Source organism: Vibrio sp. R10-SG-ISO4 (assembly GCF_059834135.1).
Genome location: NZ_JCBDHJ010000004.1, coordinates 33594 through 52157, shown reverse-complemented (window position 1 = coordinate 52157; position 18564 = coordinate 33594). Strand labels below are relative to the sequence as shown.

17 protein-coding genes and 1 riboswitch are annotated in these 18564 nt (G+C 49.0%); of the genes, 5 read left to right on the top strand and 12 right to left on the bottom strand.

The window, feature by feature from the left end:
* Positions 1-526: 526 nt before the first annotated feature.
* Positions 527-991, top strand: a complete 465-nt coding sequence (locus tag AC6R03_RS03460) for an RNA recognition motif domain-containing protein (RefSeq protein ID WP_334555558.1) — start codon at positions 527-529, stop codon at positions 989-991.
* On the opposite strand, the gene murI is transcribed toward AC6R03_RS03460, so the two are convergent.
* Entirely contained in the window at positions 948-1748 is an 801-nt protein-coding gene (gene murI / locus AC6R03_RS03455; protein WP_500632163.1) for a glutamate racemase, read from the bottom strand. The genes AC6R03_RS03460 and murI overlap by 44 nt on opposite strands.
* A gap of 161 nt (positions 1749-1909) precedes the next feature.
* A complete protein-coding gene (locus AC6R03_RS03450) occupies positions 1910-3781 on the bottom strand; it encodes a TonB-dependent receptor domain-containing protein (RefSeq protein ID WP_500632162.1) in 1872 nt (623 codons plus the stop codon).
* A gap of 51 nt (positions 3782-3832) precedes the next feature.
* A riboswitch (cobalamin riboswitch) is annotated at positions 3833-4029 on the bottom strand.
* A 166-nt stretch (positions 4030-4195) separates the two neighbouring features.
* Between AC6R03_RS03450 and trmA the strand changes: the two genes are divergently transcribed.
* Positions 4196-5305, top strand: coding sequence for a tRNA (uridine(54)-C5)-methyltransferase TrmA (trmA, locus tag AC6R03_RS03445; RefSeq protein WP_500632161.1), 1110 nt, complete (start codon positions 4196-4198; stop codon positions 5303-5305).
* Positions 5306-5368: 63 nt separating this feature from the next.
* Here the strand turns inward: trmA and AC6R03_RS03440 are convergent, their stop codons facing one another.
* Both AC6R03_RS03440 and fabR read right to left on the bottom strand, forming a co-directional pair.
* The gene (locus tag AC6R03_RS03440) at positions 5369-5740 is read right to left on the bottom strand and encodes a YijD family membrane protein (RefSeq protein ID WP_500632160.1); all 372 of its coding nucleotides are present in this window, start codon (positions 5738-5740) and stop codon (positions 5369-5371) included.
* Positions 5740-6381 carry an HTH-type transcriptional repressor FabR gene (gene fabR, locus AC6R03_RS03435; RefSeq protein WP_334555580.1) on the bottom strand — a complete coding sequence of 214 codons (642 nt, stop codon included), beginning with the start codon at positions 6379-6381 and terminating at the stop codon, positions 5740-5742. Before fabR ends, AC6R03_RS03440 begins: the two co-directional genes overlap by 1 nt.
* A 292-nt stretch (positions 6382-6673) precedes the next feature.
* Between fabR and sthA the strand changes: the two genes are divergently transcribed.
* Complete coding sequence (gene sthA, locus AC6R03_RS03430) at positions 6674-8074, top strand: Si-specific NAD(P)(+) transhydrogenase (protein ID WP_334555581.1); 1401 nt, start codon at positions 6674-6676, stop codon at positions 8072-8074.
* Between the two features lie 80 nt (positions 8075-8154).
* On the opposite strand, the gene dinF is transcribed toward sthA, so the two are convergent.
* The 3 genes from dinF to lexA form a co-directional block, all read right to left on the bottom strand.
* Positions 8155-9501: an MATE family efflux transporter DinF gene (dinF, locus tag AC6R03_RS03425; protein ID WP_487902845.1), complete on the bottom strand. Its 1347-nt coding sequence runs from the start codon at positions 9499-9501 to the stop codon at positions 8155-8157.
* A gap of 42 nt (positions 9502-9543) precedes the next feature.
* On the bottom strand, positions 9544-10356 hold the full coding sequence (locus tag AC6R03_RS03420) for a class I SAM-dependent methyltransferase (RefSeq protein ID WP_500632164.1): 813 nt from the start codon (positions 10354-10356) through the stop codon (positions 9544-9546).
* 125 nt (positions 10357-10481) lie between these two features.
* Entirely contained in the window at positions 10482-11102 is a 621-nt protein-coding gene (lexA, locus tag AC6R03_RS03415; RefSeq protein WP_500632159.1) for a transcriptional repressor LexA, read from the bottom strand.
* 307 nt (positions 11103-11409) lie between these two features.
* Between lexA and plsB the strand changes: the two genes are divergently transcribed.
* On the top strand, positions 11410-13848 hold the full coding sequence (plsB, locus tag AC6R03_RS03410) for a glycerol-3-phosphate 1-O-acyltransferase PlsB (protein ID WP_334555584.1): 2439 nt from the start codon (positions 11410-11412) through the stop codon (positions 13846-13848).
* Between the two features lie 90 nt (positions 13849-13938).
* Here plsB and ubiA read toward each other — a convergent pair whose 3' ends face one another.
* Both ubiA and AC6R03_RS03400 read right to left on the bottom strand, forming a co-directional pair.
* Positions 13939-14793, bottom strand: a complete 855-nt coding sequence (gene ubiA, locus AC6R03_RS03405; RefSeq protein WP_500632158.1) for a 4-hydroxybenzoate octaprenyltransferase — start codon at positions 14791-14793, stop codon at positions 13939-13941.
* Positions 14790-15332, bottom strand: coding sequence for a chorismate lyase (locus tag AC6R03_RS03400; protein ID WP_500632157.1), 543 nt, complete (start codon positions 15330-15332; stop codon positions 14790-14792). Before AC6R03_RS03400 ends, ubiA begins: the two co-directional genes overlap by 4 nt.
* A 165-nt stretch (positions 15333-15497) precedes the next feature.
* On the opposite strand from AC6R03_RS03400, the gene AC6R03_RS03395 reads away from it, so the two are divergent.
* Positions 15498-15905, top strand: coding sequence for a flagellar basal body-associated protein FliL (locus AC6R03_RS03395; RefSeq protein ID WP_500632156.1), 408 nt, complete (start codon positions 15498-15500; stop codon positions 15903-15905).
* A gap of 69 nt (positions 15906-15974) precedes the next feature.
* Here AC6R03_RS03395 and glpG read toward each other — a convergent pair whose 3' ends face one another.
* The 3 genes from glpG to rpoH form a co-directional block, all read right to left on the bottom strand.
* Positions 15975-16814, bottom strand: coding sequence for a rhomboid family intramembrane serine protease GlpG (glpG, locus tag AC6R03_RS03390; RefSeq protein ID WP_500632155.1), 840 nt, complete (start codon positions 16812-16814; stop codon positions 15975-15977).
* A 23-nt stretch (positions 16815-16837) separates the two neighbouring features.
* Positions 16838-17161, bottom strand: a complete 324-nt coding sequence (gene glpE, locus AC6R03_RS03385) for a thiosulfate sulfurtransferase GlpE (protein ID WP_334555589.1) — start codon at positions 17159-17161, stop codon at positions 16838-16840.
* 419 nt (positions 17162-17580) lie between these two features.
* Positions 17581-18438 (bottom strand): RNA polymerase sigma factor RpoH, encoded by an 858-nt coding sequence (gene rpoH / locus AC6R03_RS03380; RefSeq protein WP_500632154.1) that lies wholly within the window; start codon positions 18436-18438, stop codon positions 17581-17583.
* Between the last annotated feature and the right edge of the window lie 126 nt (positions 18439-18564).

The window sequence follows — 18564 nt, the reverse complement described above, 5'->3', positions numbered from 1 at the left end:
ACTGTGCTCGAATGCCCATCCTTTAAAAAGGAAAGTCATTCAAATGGTCACTCAGTTCATTGAAACCTAATTTGAAACCGCTCTTTATTAAGAGAAATTTCTAATTGGATTATCATCAACGAGTGCCCACACAGATTGATAGGTTTATATTGTTAAAGAGCGTCTAGTGCGATGTCGCTTTTGCGTCTCGCTGCTAGGGGTGCGTATCTTACGCTTCCCGTTTTCAGAGTCAAGCTTTTTTATTCGCTTAATTTTTCTGAACCCGATTTGGTTTGTGACTTTCGTCTCACTCCGTGTCGGTGAGGCGGGATTATAGGGAGGTCTGAAAGGAAGACAAGCACTATTTTCAATTTATTTTCCGTTTGCTCAAAATTAAATCAAACCGATGAAAATAGAATAAAATTTCAACATTTGAGACACGTCACATCAATAGGTTGGAAAAACAATAACCTTATACGTAATATGCCTGTATCTATTTTGTTAATAATAGATTTTCTTATTCTCAACCAAAAAGTTGTATTCCAATATGAGTTCAAATAAATCAACCATTCTGATGGTAGCCTTGGCGGTATTGGGTGGCATGCTCTTTCTCTTTATCGAATCACAAGGAAAAGAGCTATCTTCTGCGTTGACTTTTGTTATCGGTGTTTTTGCTTGCGCTTTTGTTTTTAAATTTTCGAATACCGATTCAGAGCCAGAACCAGTCAGCGATCCATCCACCAAGACCTTATATGTTGGTAACCTTCCATACAAAGCAAACGAATCTCACGTCAAAGAGTTGTTTGCTCAACATGGTGAAGTATTTGCCGTTCGATTAATGAAGGATAAAAGGACAGGAAAGCGTCGTGGCTTCGGTTTTGTGGTAATGGCCACCAACGACGCGCAAACCGCAATCGATGCGCTGAATGATAAAGACTATCTTCAGCGTACCTTAAAGGTGAGGATTGCTAACGATCCAAAATCTCAATCGGAGAACTCTGAACAGGAGTAAACCCTAAGTTCTGCAGTTTTCTGTTCAGCGCTTCTTCCTGCCAAGGGGGAGCGCTGGAGTAAATCTCCCGCTTGCCCTTCTCACTCGCTGCTAATTCATGACCCAGCAGCTGTTTTACGCGTCTCGCAATAGCTTGACCGGAGTCCACTAGGATTACGCCATCACCGAGCACCTGTTGGATCTCATCTTTGATGAGCGGAAAGTGGGTACAGCCTAGTACGGCAACATCAATGTGACCTTTGATCGGCAGCAGCACTTCCTCTAACTCTTCCAGTACTACTGCTTGCCCACGTAGCTTCTCTTCAGCCATATCCACCAGCCTTGTCGATCCTAGCATTTCGACGGGTTTACTCTGAGAGAAGTTGCGAATGAGGTCATGGGTATATTCTCGTGTCACCGTCGCAGGCGTCGCAATCAACCCCACGGCTGTATTGGCCATGTTTGACGCCGGCTTAATCGCCGGCACAACACCGACAATAGGAATAGTATGCTGGGCACGAAGTGTGGGGAGCACAATGGTGCTCGCCGTATTACATGCAATCACCACTAGATCGATACGAAACCGACCGACGCATTGCGACACGATTTGCTTTACGCGATCGATCAACACCCTGTGTTCTAGCTCACCGTAAGGGTACGCTTCGTTATCAAAAACGTAGTAGTAGTTGAATTGGGGTAGGATCGCCTCGATTTCTTGATAGACAGAAAGCCCACCAACACCGGAATCAAAAATTAGAACATTTGGCTGAGAGAACACAGGCGACTTCCACACAATAAGATGCGCTGATCATACTCGCTCTGCATCGATTGGCAATATCGAGGCTTGATAACGTTAATATAGGAAGCGCTCTCGATGGGTCAATGCATAATGCGTACGACAATAAGAAAACCACCCGAGGGCGGTTTTCCTACATTATCTTAAAACTCATATGCCGCGTTGAGATAAAACTCACGCCCCGACGTATTATACCCATACCCGTAGAAATCTAGGCGGTTTGTATACTCTTCATCAAACACGTTACTCACTTTACCACGAACCACAAAATCACTTGTTACATAATAGCTCAACGCAAAGTCAACCAAGGTGTACGCTTCAAGCTCTTTAGTATTGCTCGCATCATCAAAGCTTTTACCTCGGTATAGCGTCGATAAATCAAATTGCCACTGCTCCAAAATATACGAGGCGTTCCACTTAGCGCTATGTTTTGCGCGGCGCTGTAGTTGCTTGCCGGTTTCGGTATCTTTTGCGTCGGTGTAGTCATAGCTTAGCTGGTGACTAATTTCACCAGTATTGAAACCGAGCTCTAACTCAAAGCCTTTGATAAGTGCTTCATTAACATTCTCTGGAGAAGACACAAATGTTAGGGGATCGTAGACCCATGAGATAAGGTTATCAATTTCTGTTCGATAACCTGTTGCTCGCCAATTAACCAAATGGATATCACCGTATAAAGAAGATTCAATATGTTTTGACTCTTCTGGAAGAACGTTAGGGTTACCTTTACTGAAGCCCGTATCTGGGTAGTACAGATCGTTGAATGTTGGCGCTTTAAATGCCGTACCGCCACTAACTGACCAAGAAAGCTCCGGAATAAACTGATAGAAACCACCTAACTGCCAAGTATTTTCACGCCCAAACGCATTGCTGTCGTCAGTACGAACACTGCCTTCAAGGCCATAATTAGCCGCATTGTATTGCGCTAAGGCATACAGTGCGTTGTTCGAACGATTATCAACATCGTAGCCTTGACCATTCGTGTAGACCTCTTCTTCCTGGTACTCGTAACCACCACCAAGATTCAACTCTTCTGTCAGTTGGTAGTTATGAATCCAGTTAAGCATTAGCCTTTCTGTTTGGAAAGTGCTCTCGTAGCCTGAATCATCCAAGTTTTTTGAACGGTCTCGGTTCTTCGCGAGTGATAACTCTGAAGCGTATAGATCTTTACGATAATCTAGCTTACCTGCCACATTGAAATTCGACGCTTCAGATACTCTATTAGGGTAATTTTCCCATTCTGTATAAGTTGGCGCAGCGAAACCACCAGCATCGTAGTCCGATTTACCCTCATGTAAATAACCAAATATACTTGCCGTTAAATGGTCATTTGCTTTTGCGCCAAGTTCTACGGTGAGATCATGCGCTTCAAACCCATCTCTGTCTTGCTCATAAGGTTCTGGAAGCGCCGAAAATCCCTCATTGGCCTTGGTGCTCACAGCTACACGTGCCCAACCTGTATCACCAATATCAACCGAGCCGGCAGCATTCGCTTGATAATACCCTTTGCTACCTATACCGCCACCGATTTCCCCACTATTACCCGTTGCTCCCGCTGTGGTAATAATGTTGATCACACCGCCAATTGCATCTGAACCGTATACCGCTGCACGAGGACCTCGCAAGACCTCAATACGTTCAACACCGGTTAATGGAATCGTACTAATATCTGCACTACCCAAGGTAGCACTACCGATACGTACACCATTGACCATAACCAACTGATGTCGACTGGAAGTACCGCGTACATAAATCTCCGTTGATTTACCGTAACCACCGCCTTCCACAATTTGAATACCAGGTAGTCGTTGAAGCACTTCTGCAAGAGAAACCGCCTGAATCGCTGCAATTTCTTCTTTCGTTACAATGTTTATTGGGGTGGTAGCTGCGCTAGCGCGCTGCTCAAAACGATTCGCCGTCACCACCATGGTTTCATCAGCGGCGGCTTCTTGGGCCAAACTCGAGGTAGCAGGAAGTAGCGATGCCACTGCTATCGCTAGAATAGATTTGTTCATTATATTGTTCCTAAATCGCGTAAATCCTACTGAGTTCTGGCGGATGCCGTTGATGGAACTCAGCTGCTGGCAGGTATTCGGACTTAAGAGCTGTTGGCCTACTGCCTCGACTTCCCACACCTCCCGTGGTGCAGTGTCGTGTTGAGGGATCGTTCTCTTTTACCGCTGCGCGTCAGTTCTGGATTTACACCAGATTCCCTTTTCAGCCATCTATACATCTAGATAGCACCAGCTTGAAGGCATAGTATTGAGCCTGACGGTATTTGTCTAGTGATAGATGGCTATAAGCTATAGTTTTACAGTGCGCATTGCGCCCGTTTCGCGACCAAGACTGGACATCAGACGGGGATTGAATAAAATCTGCGCTCTTAAATGGCAAACACCACCCAGGTAATCACCCCAAAGGTACTATTCATGGCGACTCTTGATGTAAACCCGCAGCACTACCAGCAGCAACTCGATGACAAAATCTCTCGTTTGACCGAGATGTTTTCCAGTTACGAGGCGCCTGAGTTGGAAGTGTTCAAATCTCCAGAGCAGCACTATCGCATGCGCGCCGAATTTCGCGTGTGGCACGAAGGGGATGATCTCTATTACATCATGTTTAACCAAGAGACTCGTGAAAAGTACCGCGTCGATCAGTTTCCAGCGGCCAGTCGTCTTATCAATGACTTAATGCCGCTGCTTCTCGAAGCAATGAAAGATAACGACACACTGCGCCGCAAGCTCTTTCAAGTCGATTTTCTCTCGACACTGAGCGGCGAAATCTTGGTCTCGCTGCTATACCATCGGCAGCTCGATGATGCCTGGACAGTGGAAGCAAAAGCGCTGAAACAACGCTTAAATGACGAAGGGTTCAACCTCAACCTGATTGGCCGTGCGCGTAAAATGAAGATCGTGCTCGATAGAGATTATGTGGTAGAGAAACTGGATGTGAACGGCCAGCCTTACGTTTATCAGCAGGTCGAAAACAGCTTCACGCAACCTAACGGTAAAGTGGCAGAAAAAATGCTGGAATGGGCCGTCGACTGCACCCAAGAGAGCCAAGGCGATCTGCTTGAGCTCTACTGCGGTAACGGCAACTTTTCACTGGCACTGGCACAAAACTTCGACCGTGTATTAGCGACCGAACTCGCCAAACCTTCCGTTGAGTCTGCGCAGTACAACATCGCCGCTAACAACATAGACAACGTACAGATCCTCAGATTGTCAGCCGAGGAGTTTACTCAAGCGATCGAAGGCAAACGAGAATTCCGCCGCTTAAAAGACGCCAATGTGGATTTAAGCAGCTATAACTGCAACACCATTTTTGTCGATCCGCCTCGCTCAGGCATGGATATCGATACCTGTAAGATGGTGCAAAACTATCAACGCATCGTCTACATCTCATGCAACCCTGATACGCTCAAAGAGAATTTGGACGTGTTATCACAAACGCACAAAATCACTCGATTCGCCCTGTTTGACCAATTCCCTTACACCCACCATATGGAAGCGGGTGTGATGCTTGAGAAAAAAGACTAGCCCCTTAAATGAACAAACGAGCCTTAGGGCTCGTTTGTTGTTTAGGAATGTGTGGTCGCGTACTTATCGCTCGGCGCCAATGTAGCCGAGCTTTTTACCGATCCACAGCAGCAACAAGAGTGAGACGATGATCGAAAAGAAGTTTGAACCGGCCTCTGGGTATTGCGCTTTCACAAATGCGGAGTGACCAAACGCACCGACGAAAAAGCACGCGAGTCCGACGAGAGGAATATCCTCGGATACCGGATGACGGAGATACTCTTGGTACAAGGCCTGTAAGGAGAGCACCAAAGCGATCAACGGAAAGATAGAGAAAGAGACCTCACTCATCGTCAACCAAGACAACATGGCATCACCGCACATACCTGCGATTAATGCCAAAATGAGGGTTTTCTTTTCAGAACCACGATCGACTGGGTTTGTTTCGTTCGACATTAGTTTATCCCACCTTTTAATCGGTTACGTTCACGTTCTTTGCGATACCAATAAGCCCCTTTGGCTATCATTCGCAACTGCATTATCAGACGCTCGGCCAGTTCATCGCGTTCACGTCTGTCTAGATCTAACGCTTCGGCCCCAGAGCTAAATACCAGCGTCACGGACGCTTGTGCCTGGGTAAACGCCTCTTCACGAGACATGCCTGAGCTGATTAAATACTCGGTCAATTCGGCGCAGAAGTGTTGCATCTCTCGGGCAACCGCAGTACGAAACTCAAAAGACGTTCCGGAGCGCTCACGCAGTAGCAAACGAAACACGTTGGGGCTACTTGCGATAAACTCCATAAACGTCTCGACCGAGGTGCGAATCACACTGCCTTCTTTGACGATTCTCTGCCGCGCTTGGCGCATCAATTGACGTAGCAACAAGCCGCCTTCATCAACCATGGTCAACCCCAACTCATCCATATCTTTGAAGTGGCGATAAAAAGACGTCGGTGCAATCCCGGCCTCTCGTGCCACTTCTCGCAAGCTCAGGTTCGAGAAACTGCGATCAGCACTTAATTGACTGAAGGCCGCATCAATCAATGAGCGACGAGTTTTCTCTTTTTGTTGTGCGCGTATTCCCATGGATTTCATCGTTGGTATCTGTGTTTAACCTCAATGCCAGTCAATATACAACGATTGGCTTACGGAGATAACCTCAATTCGTTGTTTAGTGAAGAATCGCTATTAAAACACGCCCGCTTAATTGAAGGCAAAATTCCCTCTCACTTGCCCGCCTATCCTGTGCGCCAGGCCGAAGATTCACTTCTCGCACTCTATTCTCGTGATCTCATCGACTCTCTCAGTCGCTTTTTTTTCTTTGCCTCTTGGAATCAGTTAAAATCTCGCTACAGCAATGTTAACACTCTATAACAAGGATAAAACTATGGCTCAGAGCAACCACTTTGATGTGATCGTAATAGGTAGTGGCCCTGGTGGTGAAGGGGCGGCTATGGGATTGACCAAAGCGGGGCTCAACGTCGCGATAGTAGAGAAAGAGAGCAGTGTCGGTGGCGGGTGTACACACTGGGGCACCATCCCCTCCAAAGCGCTGCGTCACGCGGTGAGCCGAATCATTGAATTCAACAACAATCCGCTGTTTTGCCACAATAACAGCAGCTTACACTCGACCTTTTCCAACATTCTTGGTCATGCTAAGTCGGTCATCGACAAACAAACTCGATTGCGCCAGGGATTTTATGATCGCAACCAATGCTCGTTGATTTTTGGTACGGCGCGCTTTGTGGATAAATACACCATCGCGGTGATGCAAAGCGATGGCACCGAAGAGACCTACAGCGCCGATCGATTTGTGATTGCGACAGGCTCACGCCCCTACCAACCGGCGGATGTCGATTTCCTCCACGAGCGTATTTACGACAGCGATTCTATTTTGAGCCTGAAACACGACCCGCGCCACATCATCATCTACGGCGCAGGCGTGATCGGCTGTGAATACGCCTCTATCTTCCGTGGGCTTGGGGTAAAAACCGATCTCATCAATACACGTGATCGCTTGCTGTCCTTTTTGGACAACGAAGTGTCTGACGCACTCTCCTACCACTTCTGGAATAGCGGCGTGGTGATTCGCAACGATGAAACCTACGAGAAGATCGAGGGCACTGAAGACGGCGTGATCGTCCACCTCCAATCGGGTAAGAAAATGCGCGCCGACTGTTTGCTCTACGCCAACGGCCGCACCGGCAATACCGACAAGCTCAACTTAAGCGCGGTAGGGCTTGAAGCCGACTCGCGCGGTCAGTTGAAAGTGGACACCAACTACCGCACGCCAGTTGAGCACATCTATGCGGTCGGTGATGTGATTGGCTATCCAAGTTTGGCCAGTGCGGCGTATGACCAAGGCCGATTTGTGGCGCAGGCCATTACCAAAGGTCAAGCGGATGGCTACTTGATTGATGATATCCCAACCGGCATTTACACCATCCCTGAAATCAGCTCTGTGGGGAAAACTGAACAAGAACTGACAGCGGCGAAAGTCCCGTATGAGGTTGGACGCTCGTCGTTCAAACATTTGGCTCGCGCCCAGATTGCAGGCAAAGATATTGGCAGTTTGAAGATCCTTTTCCACCGTGAAACTAAAGAGATTTTAGGCATTCACTGTTTTGGTGAGCGAGCGGCTGAGATCATCCACATCGGGCAAGCCATCATGGAACAAAAAGGCGAAGCGAATACCATCGAGTATTTCGTCAATACCACCTTTAACTACCCAACCATGGCGGAGGCCTACCGCGTGGCCGCCCTCAACGGTTTGAATCGCTTGTTTTAATCCTTACTCGCGACTTTCATCTCATTCGACACGGCGTCAGGCTCTGCTTGGCGCCGTCTTTTTTCTTCGCCGCCATGCTCTCAAATCGACTCAGGAAAGAACGCGCCCGCTCGCCACTGGCGATACAAAATCCACCCTAATGCCATGCCTCGCGCGGCCATAAAACAGAGCATCGATAACCAAAGCGCGTGGTTTTGCAACGCCTCAAACAGCCAGAATAGAATGAAGAACCCACAGGTGGCGACAAACATGCTGTTTCTCATTTCTCTTCCTTTCGTCGCGCCGACAAAAATACCGTCGAGTAGAAAACACCACATAGAAACCAACGGCATGGCCACCAGCCAAGGAAGAAAGTGCAGCGCTTGCTGCTGGACGGACTCAATATCCGTGATCATTGCGATCAAGGGCGATCCCAGTTGAGCAAATGCCAATGTCAGAGCGGAGCAAATGATCAGACTCCAGAAAAAGGTGCCTAGCAGTGACTGCGTCAGTTGATGACGATCTTTTGCGCCGATGGCCTTACCGACCATTGCCTCCATTGCATAGGCAAAGCCATCCATTGCGTACGAGATCATCATCAAGAAACTCATCAAGACGGCATTGGCCGCGACAATCTCATCGCCATAGTTTGCGCCTTGAAAGGTCATAAAGGTAAACACCGCTTGTAGGCAGAGCGAGCGAAGGAAGATATCTCGATTCAGTCTGATAAAACGGCTTAGCCCACGGGTGGTGGCACGCAACACATCACCAATAGGCGGTAGGTTCTGCTGGTGCCATGTTCGCCATACGCAGAAAAAACCAAAACTCATACCAGTGTAATCGGCCAATACCGACGCCCAAGCCGCCCCTTCGACTTGCCACTCCAACCCGATCACAAACAGCAGATCGAGTGCAATATTGGTCGCGTTGGTGATCACCACCATCCACATGGGCGCTTTTGCGTTTTGTGTTCCAAGCAGCCAGCCAAGCAGCACAAAATTGGCTAACGCCGCAGGGGCGCTCCAAACACGGATGGAAAAGTATTGTTCACCATAAAATTTGACTTGCTCGCTGGCCTCACTGAACTGAAAGACGATATCGGCCACTGAAGCATGCACGATGAGAAACAGCAGCGCAAAAAGCCACGCCATCGCGAGCCCTTGCGTCAACACAAGCGCCAACCCATGCCCTGACTTCCCGCCATACGCTTGGGCCGCTAAACCTGTGGTGGCCATGCGCAGAAACCCGAGCAACCAGAAAGTCACACTGATCATGGTGGTGCCTAGCGCGACACCGCCTAAATACCACGCATGTTCTAAATGACCAATAACCGCGGCATCAACCAGCCCCAACAGAGGCACTGTGATATTGGACAGCACCATAGGAATGGCGAGCCACAAGACTTTCTTATGAAGAGAGAGATTGGAAAGGGTATCAAGGATCTGCACGGGAGGAATTCACTTAAGGACGATGTGTCCAGTGTAACCTTATCACCAGCGCAGCTGAACCACCACGGGCGTTAAACGATGCTTAAGGCGATGAATTTTTCTCAGCCATCGTTGCCACAGCTTCCAACGATGACAGTGCTGATCTAAAGGCGAAAAGAGTTTCACTGAACTTGCCCAAGGTAGTACGCGTTTAACCATCTCATCGGCCGACTTATAACCGTGCGCGTAGTGTGATGAGCCCATTTTCTGCCCCAATGCACTGGGTGTTAGGTCTCCGGCCAACACCAAGCACGCTCGGGCACTGTCAAAGTGACACCCCATGGCTTGAATGAAACGGGCAATTTGTCGTTCATTGCCATCAAGCAGTGCACATTCGCACACAATCATCACTGGCGATTTTTCCCCGATAGGTAGAGACGACATCCAACTCAAATCGGTAACACTGCCGCATAAATGGTGGTAGCGCTCACTGCGATGAAACAGCTTTTGCCGCCACAATAGATTTTCGGTGACATCCAGTTCGAGCCAATGGCAACGGCCATTGTCGACTCGGTAGAACCGAGTATCCAGCCCAGCGCCAACATTAATAATCCAGCCGTCTGGGTTATGTTGGATAAAGTGTTTCACTTGCAGGTCACACAGCTGTGTAATGGTCGCATGGAGCAGCTGTTTTTGAGGAATATCGCCCGATAAACACTCTGGCGCTAACTCACAATGTCGGCACGCGTTAGCGGCGATAGGATCGTAAACCAAGCCATTATCGACAAGGCTTTCACGACTGCGAAGCCACAAGGGCTGCAAAAGATTGGCGGGGATTTGATAGCGCGAATGCGCGTTGTGGTGCCGGGAAGCCATGCTCATTATCTCTCTATCGCGAATGAAGAAATGATAATGAATATCAATTGCAACATCAAGCGCAAGCGAACGCATCTTGATGTTGCTCTCAAAGGCAAGACTGACTCAGAGGACTCGACGTCGAATTACATCCAGTCGGTATTGCGAATGATGCCAACCGCTAGACCTTCAATCGCCAGGTTTTGGCTAGTTAAATCGACCTTGATTGGCGAAAATTCTTCATTTTCAGCGTGAAGCAGTACCGTTGACCCTTTACGTTCCAAACGCTTTACCGTCACGTCATCATCGACACGCGCGACAATCACTTGGCCATCACGAACGTCTTGTGTCTTATGAACTGCTAGTAGATCGCCATCCATAATGCCGATGTCTTTCATACTCTCGCCGTGAACGCGCAGTAGGAAGTCAGCCTGTGGCTTAAACATACTCGGGTCCACTTGGTAGTGTGCCTCAACATGTTCCTGAGCCAAGATAGGTTCGCCCGCAGCGACTTGGCCAATCAGTGGCAGCCCTTCGTCGTCATTAGCGGCATCGTTCAACAACACACGAATACCTCTTGAGGCACCGGGAATAATTTCAATCACTTGCTTACGTGCGAGCGCTTTCAAGTGCTCTTCCGCTGCATTGGCAGAGCGAAAACCGAGCTCACGGGCAATTTCAGCGCGGGTTGGCGGCATTCCGGTCTCATCAATTTTACTTCTGATGAGGTCAAAAACTTGTTGTTGGCGCGGCGTTAAGGGCTTCATAAGTCACCTGTCTTTTTATACAGTTAACTGTGAGTATATCCAGTATTGAGAAAAAGGAAAGGGCTAATGACGGATTTTATTTTCTGGTCGGGCTTAAGCTATTTACCTCACATTGATGCTTTCATGCTCAATTATCGTTAAAAGGTTTGACCAGTTTCTGCTATCCTTGCCAGCTGAAAACCCGCTTGGGCTTATTTCCACTTCTCAGGAGGCTCGGTGAGAGGCGTCAAACGCTCACACCCAACGGCCGTGACAGAAGTGGAAATGCGCTTTGGCATACTTTTGATTTTTGAGGCTAAGAACCTTTATGTCTTCTGGACACTCTTTCTCGCGATCTTTGTTAAAGCTGCCACTGTCAGTCTTAGTCAAAGGGACGGCGATTCCTTCCGATCCGATTGCTGATCACAATATCGATGTCGACAAACCGATTATCTACGCATTGCCATACCGCTCAAGTGTTGACTTGCTCGCCCTGCAAAAGCAGACGCAAAGACTTGGCTTGCCGGATCCGTTAACGCCGCTAGAAATCAACGGCAAATGTTTCCATCGCTACGTATTCACCTCGGCGCGCAATACGGTGGTGAGCCGAGACGATGATGTGCCTCGCGAATCCGTGGCGCTATTTTCTGAGCTGCTCGAACTGCACAAATTCGATAGCGAACTGGACGTTCAGATGATCCCTGCCACCGTGCTGTGGGGACGAAAACCAGGCCGAGAGTCTTCGCACAAGCCTTATTTGCAGTCGCTAAATGGCCCACAAAAAGCCAAAGCAGTGCTATTTTCTGGTCGAGATTGTTTAGTACGCATCAGCCCTGTGGTCTCTCTACGCTATATGGCGGATGCGCATGGGACCGATTCGTCCATTGCACACAAACTCGCTCGTGTGGCGCGCATTCATTTCTCGCGTCAGAAACTGGCTGCCTCTGGGCCAAACTTACCGAGTCGCCAAGCACTATTTCAACGTTTACTCAAATCCAAAGCGATTGAGAAAGCGATTGAGGATGAAGCGAAAGCCAAAGATATTTCCATTGAAAAAGCGCGCAAAGCGGCGCATGACATCATGGATGAAATCGCGGCTGACTTTTCTTACTCCTTGGTCAAAAGCGGCGATCGCATTTTGGGCTGGCTGTGGAACCGAATCTATCAAGGCTTGAACATCAACAATGCCGCAGCGGTGCGCAAGCTCGCTCAAGATGGCCACGAGATTGTCTACGTGCCATGCCATCGTAGCCATATGGATTACCTATTGCTCTCTTACGTGTTGTATCACGAGGGCATGGTACCGCCGCACATCGCGGCTGGTATCAACCTGAACTTTTTCCCCGCCGGACCGATATTCCGTCGCGGCGGCGCCTTCTTTATTCGCCGCAGTTTTAAAGGCAACAAACTTTACTCGACGATTTTCCGCGAGTACCTTGCTGAACTGTTTGCCAAAGGCTACTCGGTTGAATACTTCTCTGAGGGCGGGCGTTCGCGTACCGGACGTTTGCTGCAAGCCAAAACCGGTATGCTTGCGATGACCATCCAAGCGATGCTACGTGGACTCAATCGTCCGGTGACGCTTGTGCCTGTCTACATCGGCTACGAGCACGTGATGGAAGTGGGGACGTACGCTAAAGAGCTGCGCGGCAAGCGCAAAGAGAAGGAAAACGCGAGCTTAGTGCTGCGCACCATCCGTAAACTGCGTAACTTCGGCCAAGGCTATGTCAACTTTGGTGAGCCGATCCCACTCAACCAATTCCTCAATGAGCAGGCACCGGAGTGGACGAAAGATATCGATCCTATGGGCGCTTCTAGGCCACAGTGGCTCAACCCAGTGGTCAATACACTAGCAACCAAAATGATGACCCACATTAACGATGCGGCCGCTACCAATGCGCTGACCTTGTGTGCCACGGCGCTGCTCGCATCAAGGCAGCGAGCGTTATCGCGCGATAATCTCGTCAGCCAAATCGATTGTTATCTCTCGATTTTGCGCAATGTGCCTTACTCATCGACCTACACGGTACCGACAGAGAGCGCAGAAGCGTTAGTGCAACACGCTGAAACGTTGGATAAGTTTGTGCTAGAAACCGACTCGATGGGCGAGATTGTGTCACTCGATCGCAACCAATCGATTTTGATGACCTACTACCGCAACAACATCATCCATCTGCTCGCCTTGCCTTCATTGATTGCCCAAATGTTGGTGCGTCACCAAGCGATGAGCCTAGAGCAGATCAAACAAAACGTTGCCTTGGTGTACCCATTCTTAAAGCAAGAGCTGTTTTTGAGTATTGAGGAGTCTCGACTCGATGAACTCACCGAGTCCTACATCGAAGAGATTGCGCGCCAAGGCCTGGTGAACATTGACCACAAAGAGCAGGTCTCCATCAACCAAGCCAACAGTCAAGTGCTGGTCCTGCTTGGTCGCACCATCAGCGAGACATTGCAGCGCTACGCGATTGCGCTCAACTTGTTGGTGGCCAACCCAGAACTAGGCAAGAGCGATTTGGAGCAGCAGAGCCAAGACATTGCACAGCGCCTTGGTCGACTGCATGGCATTAACGCACCTGAGTTCTTCGATAAAGGGGTGTTTGCGGCGTTATTCACGACGCTCAAGCAGCAAGGCTACCTCGATGTGGAAGGCAACTGCGATTTAGACAAGAGCCAAGCCTACGCATCACTGCTCTACTCGATGCTCTACCCTGAAGTGCGTTTGACCATTCAAGAAAGCATTTATCAGTCGGTGGATGCGACGCGATAAACCACAAAGGGCACGATGATCGTGCCCTTTGCATATCCCCTCTCCTATCTAGAGAACCTTAGCGCTCGAAATAGGAGAGTGACGAAACGGTTACCAAAACGCGATAGCCAGTCCTATCGCGACACTCAACCCCACATAGTTGTTATTGAGGAAGGCGCGAAAGCACAAGTCTCGCTCACGATGACGAATCAAATGCTGCTGAAAAACAAACAGCGCCCCAACCACCAGTAAGCTCCAGTAGTAGCTCGCGCCAAGCGCATAGTAGACACCCACATAAATCAGCATCGCGAGCGTGGTCAGTTGCAGCGCGCCAATGATGGTTTTATCACGGCGACCAAAGAGAATCGCAGTCGACTTAATGCCTATCTTCAAGTCATCGTCGCGATCAACCATGGCGTATTGCGTGTCATAAGCAATCGTCCACAGCGCGTTAATGGCAAAAATAAACCACGCCATCATCGGCAAGGTATTCGCCTGCGCAGCCCAAGCCATTGGAATGGACCAACTGAACGCTAAGCCAAGAAACAGCTGAGGTAGATGGGTGTAGCGCTTCATAAATGGATAGATGAACGCCAAAAACAGCCCAACAAACGACAGTTGGATGGTGAGCCGGTTCATGGTCAGCACTAATAGAAATGAGGCCACGGCCAAGATAAGAAACAGACCGACCGCTTCTTTCGCAGACACGCGCCCAGACGGTAACGGACGCTGCTGCGTGCGCTTAACATGGCCATCAACACGACGGTCAGCAAAGTCATTAATCACGCACCCTGCGGCGCGCATAAAGATGACACCCAGAACAAAGACAATGAGCACCATAGGATCAGGGCGCCCTTGCCCGGCAATGATCAACGCCCATAGTGTCGGCCAAAGCAGCAGTAGCGTCCCTATCGGTTTGTCCATTCGCATCAGTTGCCAATAGGCGATGGCTTTTGAAGCGCTCATTGCACACTCTCCTTAGTGTAAATCGGGGCGGTAGGCAGAAACAGCTCGGCAACCAGCATGGGTTTATGGTTCATCCACAATCGGGAGCGGCGCGCCAATAAACGGCCTCCCTCGACCTGTGCCCAGCCAACTTGCAGTGCATCACGTTTGACGTTGTCGGCGCTAAAGACGGTCAGTCCAAGTGGGATCTCGCCTTGCGCGGTCAAATCAACATGCTGCTCTTGCAGTGAGGATTGAGGAATTAAGGTCCGCCCTAGCACCCAAGCGGTCTCATCGCCTTTCAATACCACTTTACGTAACAAACACGCTTCGTGGCTCAACAAGGCGATCTCTTGGGCATTCAAACGATCCGATGACACGATGCTGTTGTGCAGCAAATCGACACTTAAGGTTTGGCAATACGATTCCAATAAACGTGACAATGAGCCCTGTTCTAACAACCAATCTTTGGCGATCGGCGTTGGAAAGCTAAACTGGTCGGGATCATGCCATTCGACCTCTCGTAGGGCAGACAAACAATGCGAAGTTGATGGATTCATACTAGTATTCAATAATCAGCTTTATATCGTAAAATAAAGCTTAAATAACAACGTTAACCACGGTATCGAGTGTTCAACGCCTCTTTTAATCACAGACAGAGGCAACATTGTAACAAGACTCTGACCTTTCGAGTATCGTGAAAAGAAGAAAGAAAATCGCCCACTATGATGAAACGTTACCTAGCGCAGCTTTTTGTTGCTGCGAGTCTGCTCGTTAGCCTCCCCTCCTTGGCAGAAAAGGAAGGCGGGCCTCAACTGGCGTATTTCACGCTAGAACCGGATCTCACCACGAATTTTTATACCAAGGGTAAAGATTTGGGCTATGTTCAGGTACGCATTGACATCATGGTTGCTAATCAAGCCGATTTGGCGGTGATTGAGCTGCACCAGCCTTTGATTCGTGATGCCGTGATCGAGTTGCTCGGACAGCAGTCAAAAGACACCATCACCTCGCTGGCAGGACGCGAAGACTTGCGTAAAAGCCTAGTCGAGGAGCTCAACTCGATTTTACTGCCGGAAACCGGAAAAACCGTCATCGCGGATCTGCTGTTTACTAAATATCTCTACCAGTAAACGTGTACCCGTCAATCTCGATAGGTCTGTTAACGCCGCTAACGCGGCGTTTTCTATTTTTTAGCCTACCTACCCTTGGTATTTGGCTTTACTCGCATCGAGTAACCCTAAGCCAACCCCAGACAGCAGCCCCACCAAGTGAGCGGTATTGGCAATGGCCATAAAGGGCTGCATAAAGCCAAGCACCAACCAAACCAACATAAACCCAATCACCTGTTTTGGCATCATCAAACCGAGCGCGGGTGCCTTGTAGCCCATCATCCAGATGTAGCCGACCAACGCGTACACCACGCCAGAGAGCCCCCCAAAGTTGGCGCCCTCAACCCAATACTGCCCAGCGCCTGAGAGTGCCGCCGACAGGACAAACAGTTGCAACAGCTTCCCTTGACCCAGTCGCTGCTCTATATCACCGCCAAGTTGCCACCACCAAAGTAGATTGAACACGATGTGCAACGCCGAAAAATGCAACACCGCATGACTGAGCCAGCGCCAGAGCTGCCATTGTTGGCTAGCGTCCGCAGGGAAGTGAAGCGCGAGGAAAATCGCTCGACCTTGACCTATCTGCTGAAGCACAAAAATCACCACACATAGCAGCATGACGGCTAAGGTGATCGGCCCTGCTTTTGCTTTGATCATCGCGATGAAACTGGGTGAACGGTAATGGAAAGGATTGACTCGGGTATCCGCCACCTCCCACGACGCAGCGTGATACTTATCTGCATTCGGGTTAGCCAGAAATTGCTCAAGCTCCTGCATCACCAGATCATAATGCTCACTTTCTTTGAGGAATAAGACAAAATCGTCACTCTCCTCATCGCGCATCATGCCAACGGTGATTCTACGAGCCGCCATGTAATCAACAAAAGCCTGGCCCATTCTGGCGTTCTTGATGGTGGTCACTCTTACCATTAGGTTATCCTGAAATATGGAAGTTAAGCCGTCTGCACTGTGGGTAGCCCAGCGCGATGCCAGGCTTCAAAACCACCATCCACACTGTATACCTGCTCAAACCCTTGGTTCACTAAATATTGCGCCGCACCTTGGCTGCTGATCCCGTGATAACACATCACCAAAACCGGCTGGTCAAACTCCACCTCGTCCATAAAGGCCACCATGGTGTCGTTGGTCAGATGATACGCATGCGTAGCATGCGCGACGGCAAAGGATTGTGGATCACGAATATCCACTAGGCGGGCGCCTTGCTGCTCAATCATTTGCTGCGCGGAGGCGACATCGATGTGCTGAAACTGGTCCATTTACTTTCTCTTTATGCTTTTATTGTCTGCGCTCATTGTAACCTATCCAACGGAGGACAAGTACTGTCGGTTAATAAGGTTATCCACCAGCGATCAAAATGACGTCATCTGTGGATAAAGTTGTGGATTGCGTTGATAAAGTGTTTGAATCAAAAAAGATCCACAATATGTAGTGATGATCATAACTATTCTGTGAGTGATTCAAAACATATCCCCATAGAAAAACCCGCCATTAGACCTTTATTCACCCTGCTTTCTGACATCTAGCCAAGAAATTCCCCACAGAGTTATACACAGGAGTGAGCGTTGAAATGATCGCCAACTGGTTAATATAAAATGCTTTATACGATCCAAACAAAAAGCCGAGGTCACAAGACCTCGGCTTTTCATGTTTGTGTTTCGCGCTTTGCGTTAGCGGATTAAAACTCGCCGACTGCGGCTTTGAGCTTCTTCATCGCGTTTTTCTCAAGCTGGCGAATACGCTCAGCAGATACGCTGTAGGTATCAGCTAACTCTTGCAACGTCGCTTTGTTGTCATCTAACCAGCGAGAGCGAACGATATGTTGGCTACGCTCATCAAGACTTGAAAGCGCTAGGCTCAAGCGATTGTTGGTATGAGCTTCCCAGTTGGCCGCTTCGATATTTTCTGCGACGTCAGAGGCTTTATCTTCAAGGTAAAGCATCGGAGCCGAGTAAGATGCACCGGTGTCATCGTCATCACTAGACAACTCAAATGTCGCGTCTTGCGCAGCGAGACGAGATTCCATCTCACGCACTTCTGAAGGCTCAACACCCAACTCTCTTGCGACGGTTTCCACCTCGCCGTTGTTGAACCAGCCTAAGCGTTTCTTCGACTTACGCAGGTTGAAAAAGAGTTTGCGCTGCGCTTTGGTCGTGGCGATCTTGACGATACGCCAGTTGCGAAGTACGTATTCATGGATCTCCGCTTTGATCCAGTGCACGGCGAACGAGACAAGACGTACACCGACTTCGGGATTGAAGCGTTTGACCGCTTTCATCAAACCGATATTGCCTTCTTGAACTAAGTCGGCCATGGGTAGGCCGTAACCAGAATAACCACGAGCCACATGCACAACGAAACGAAGGTGCGAAAGGATCAATCCTTTAGCGGCTTCAATTTCACCGTCATAGTGTAGTCGTTCGGCAAGTTCACGCTCTTCGTCCGCGGTCAGCATTGGGTAGCTGTTTACGGAGCGGATGTAGCTGTCTAAGCTATCTTGAGTTACTACCGCCATTGGATACGCTTGGTTAGTCATTCAAATCCTCATCAATCTCTGATCTGGAGTGTAATTTAACCCATCAATCTTGAACTCAAAATGAACAAGTTTCAAGCTGGGATTTGCCATTATGCATAAAGCACGCTCAGGCACAATAGAAAGTAT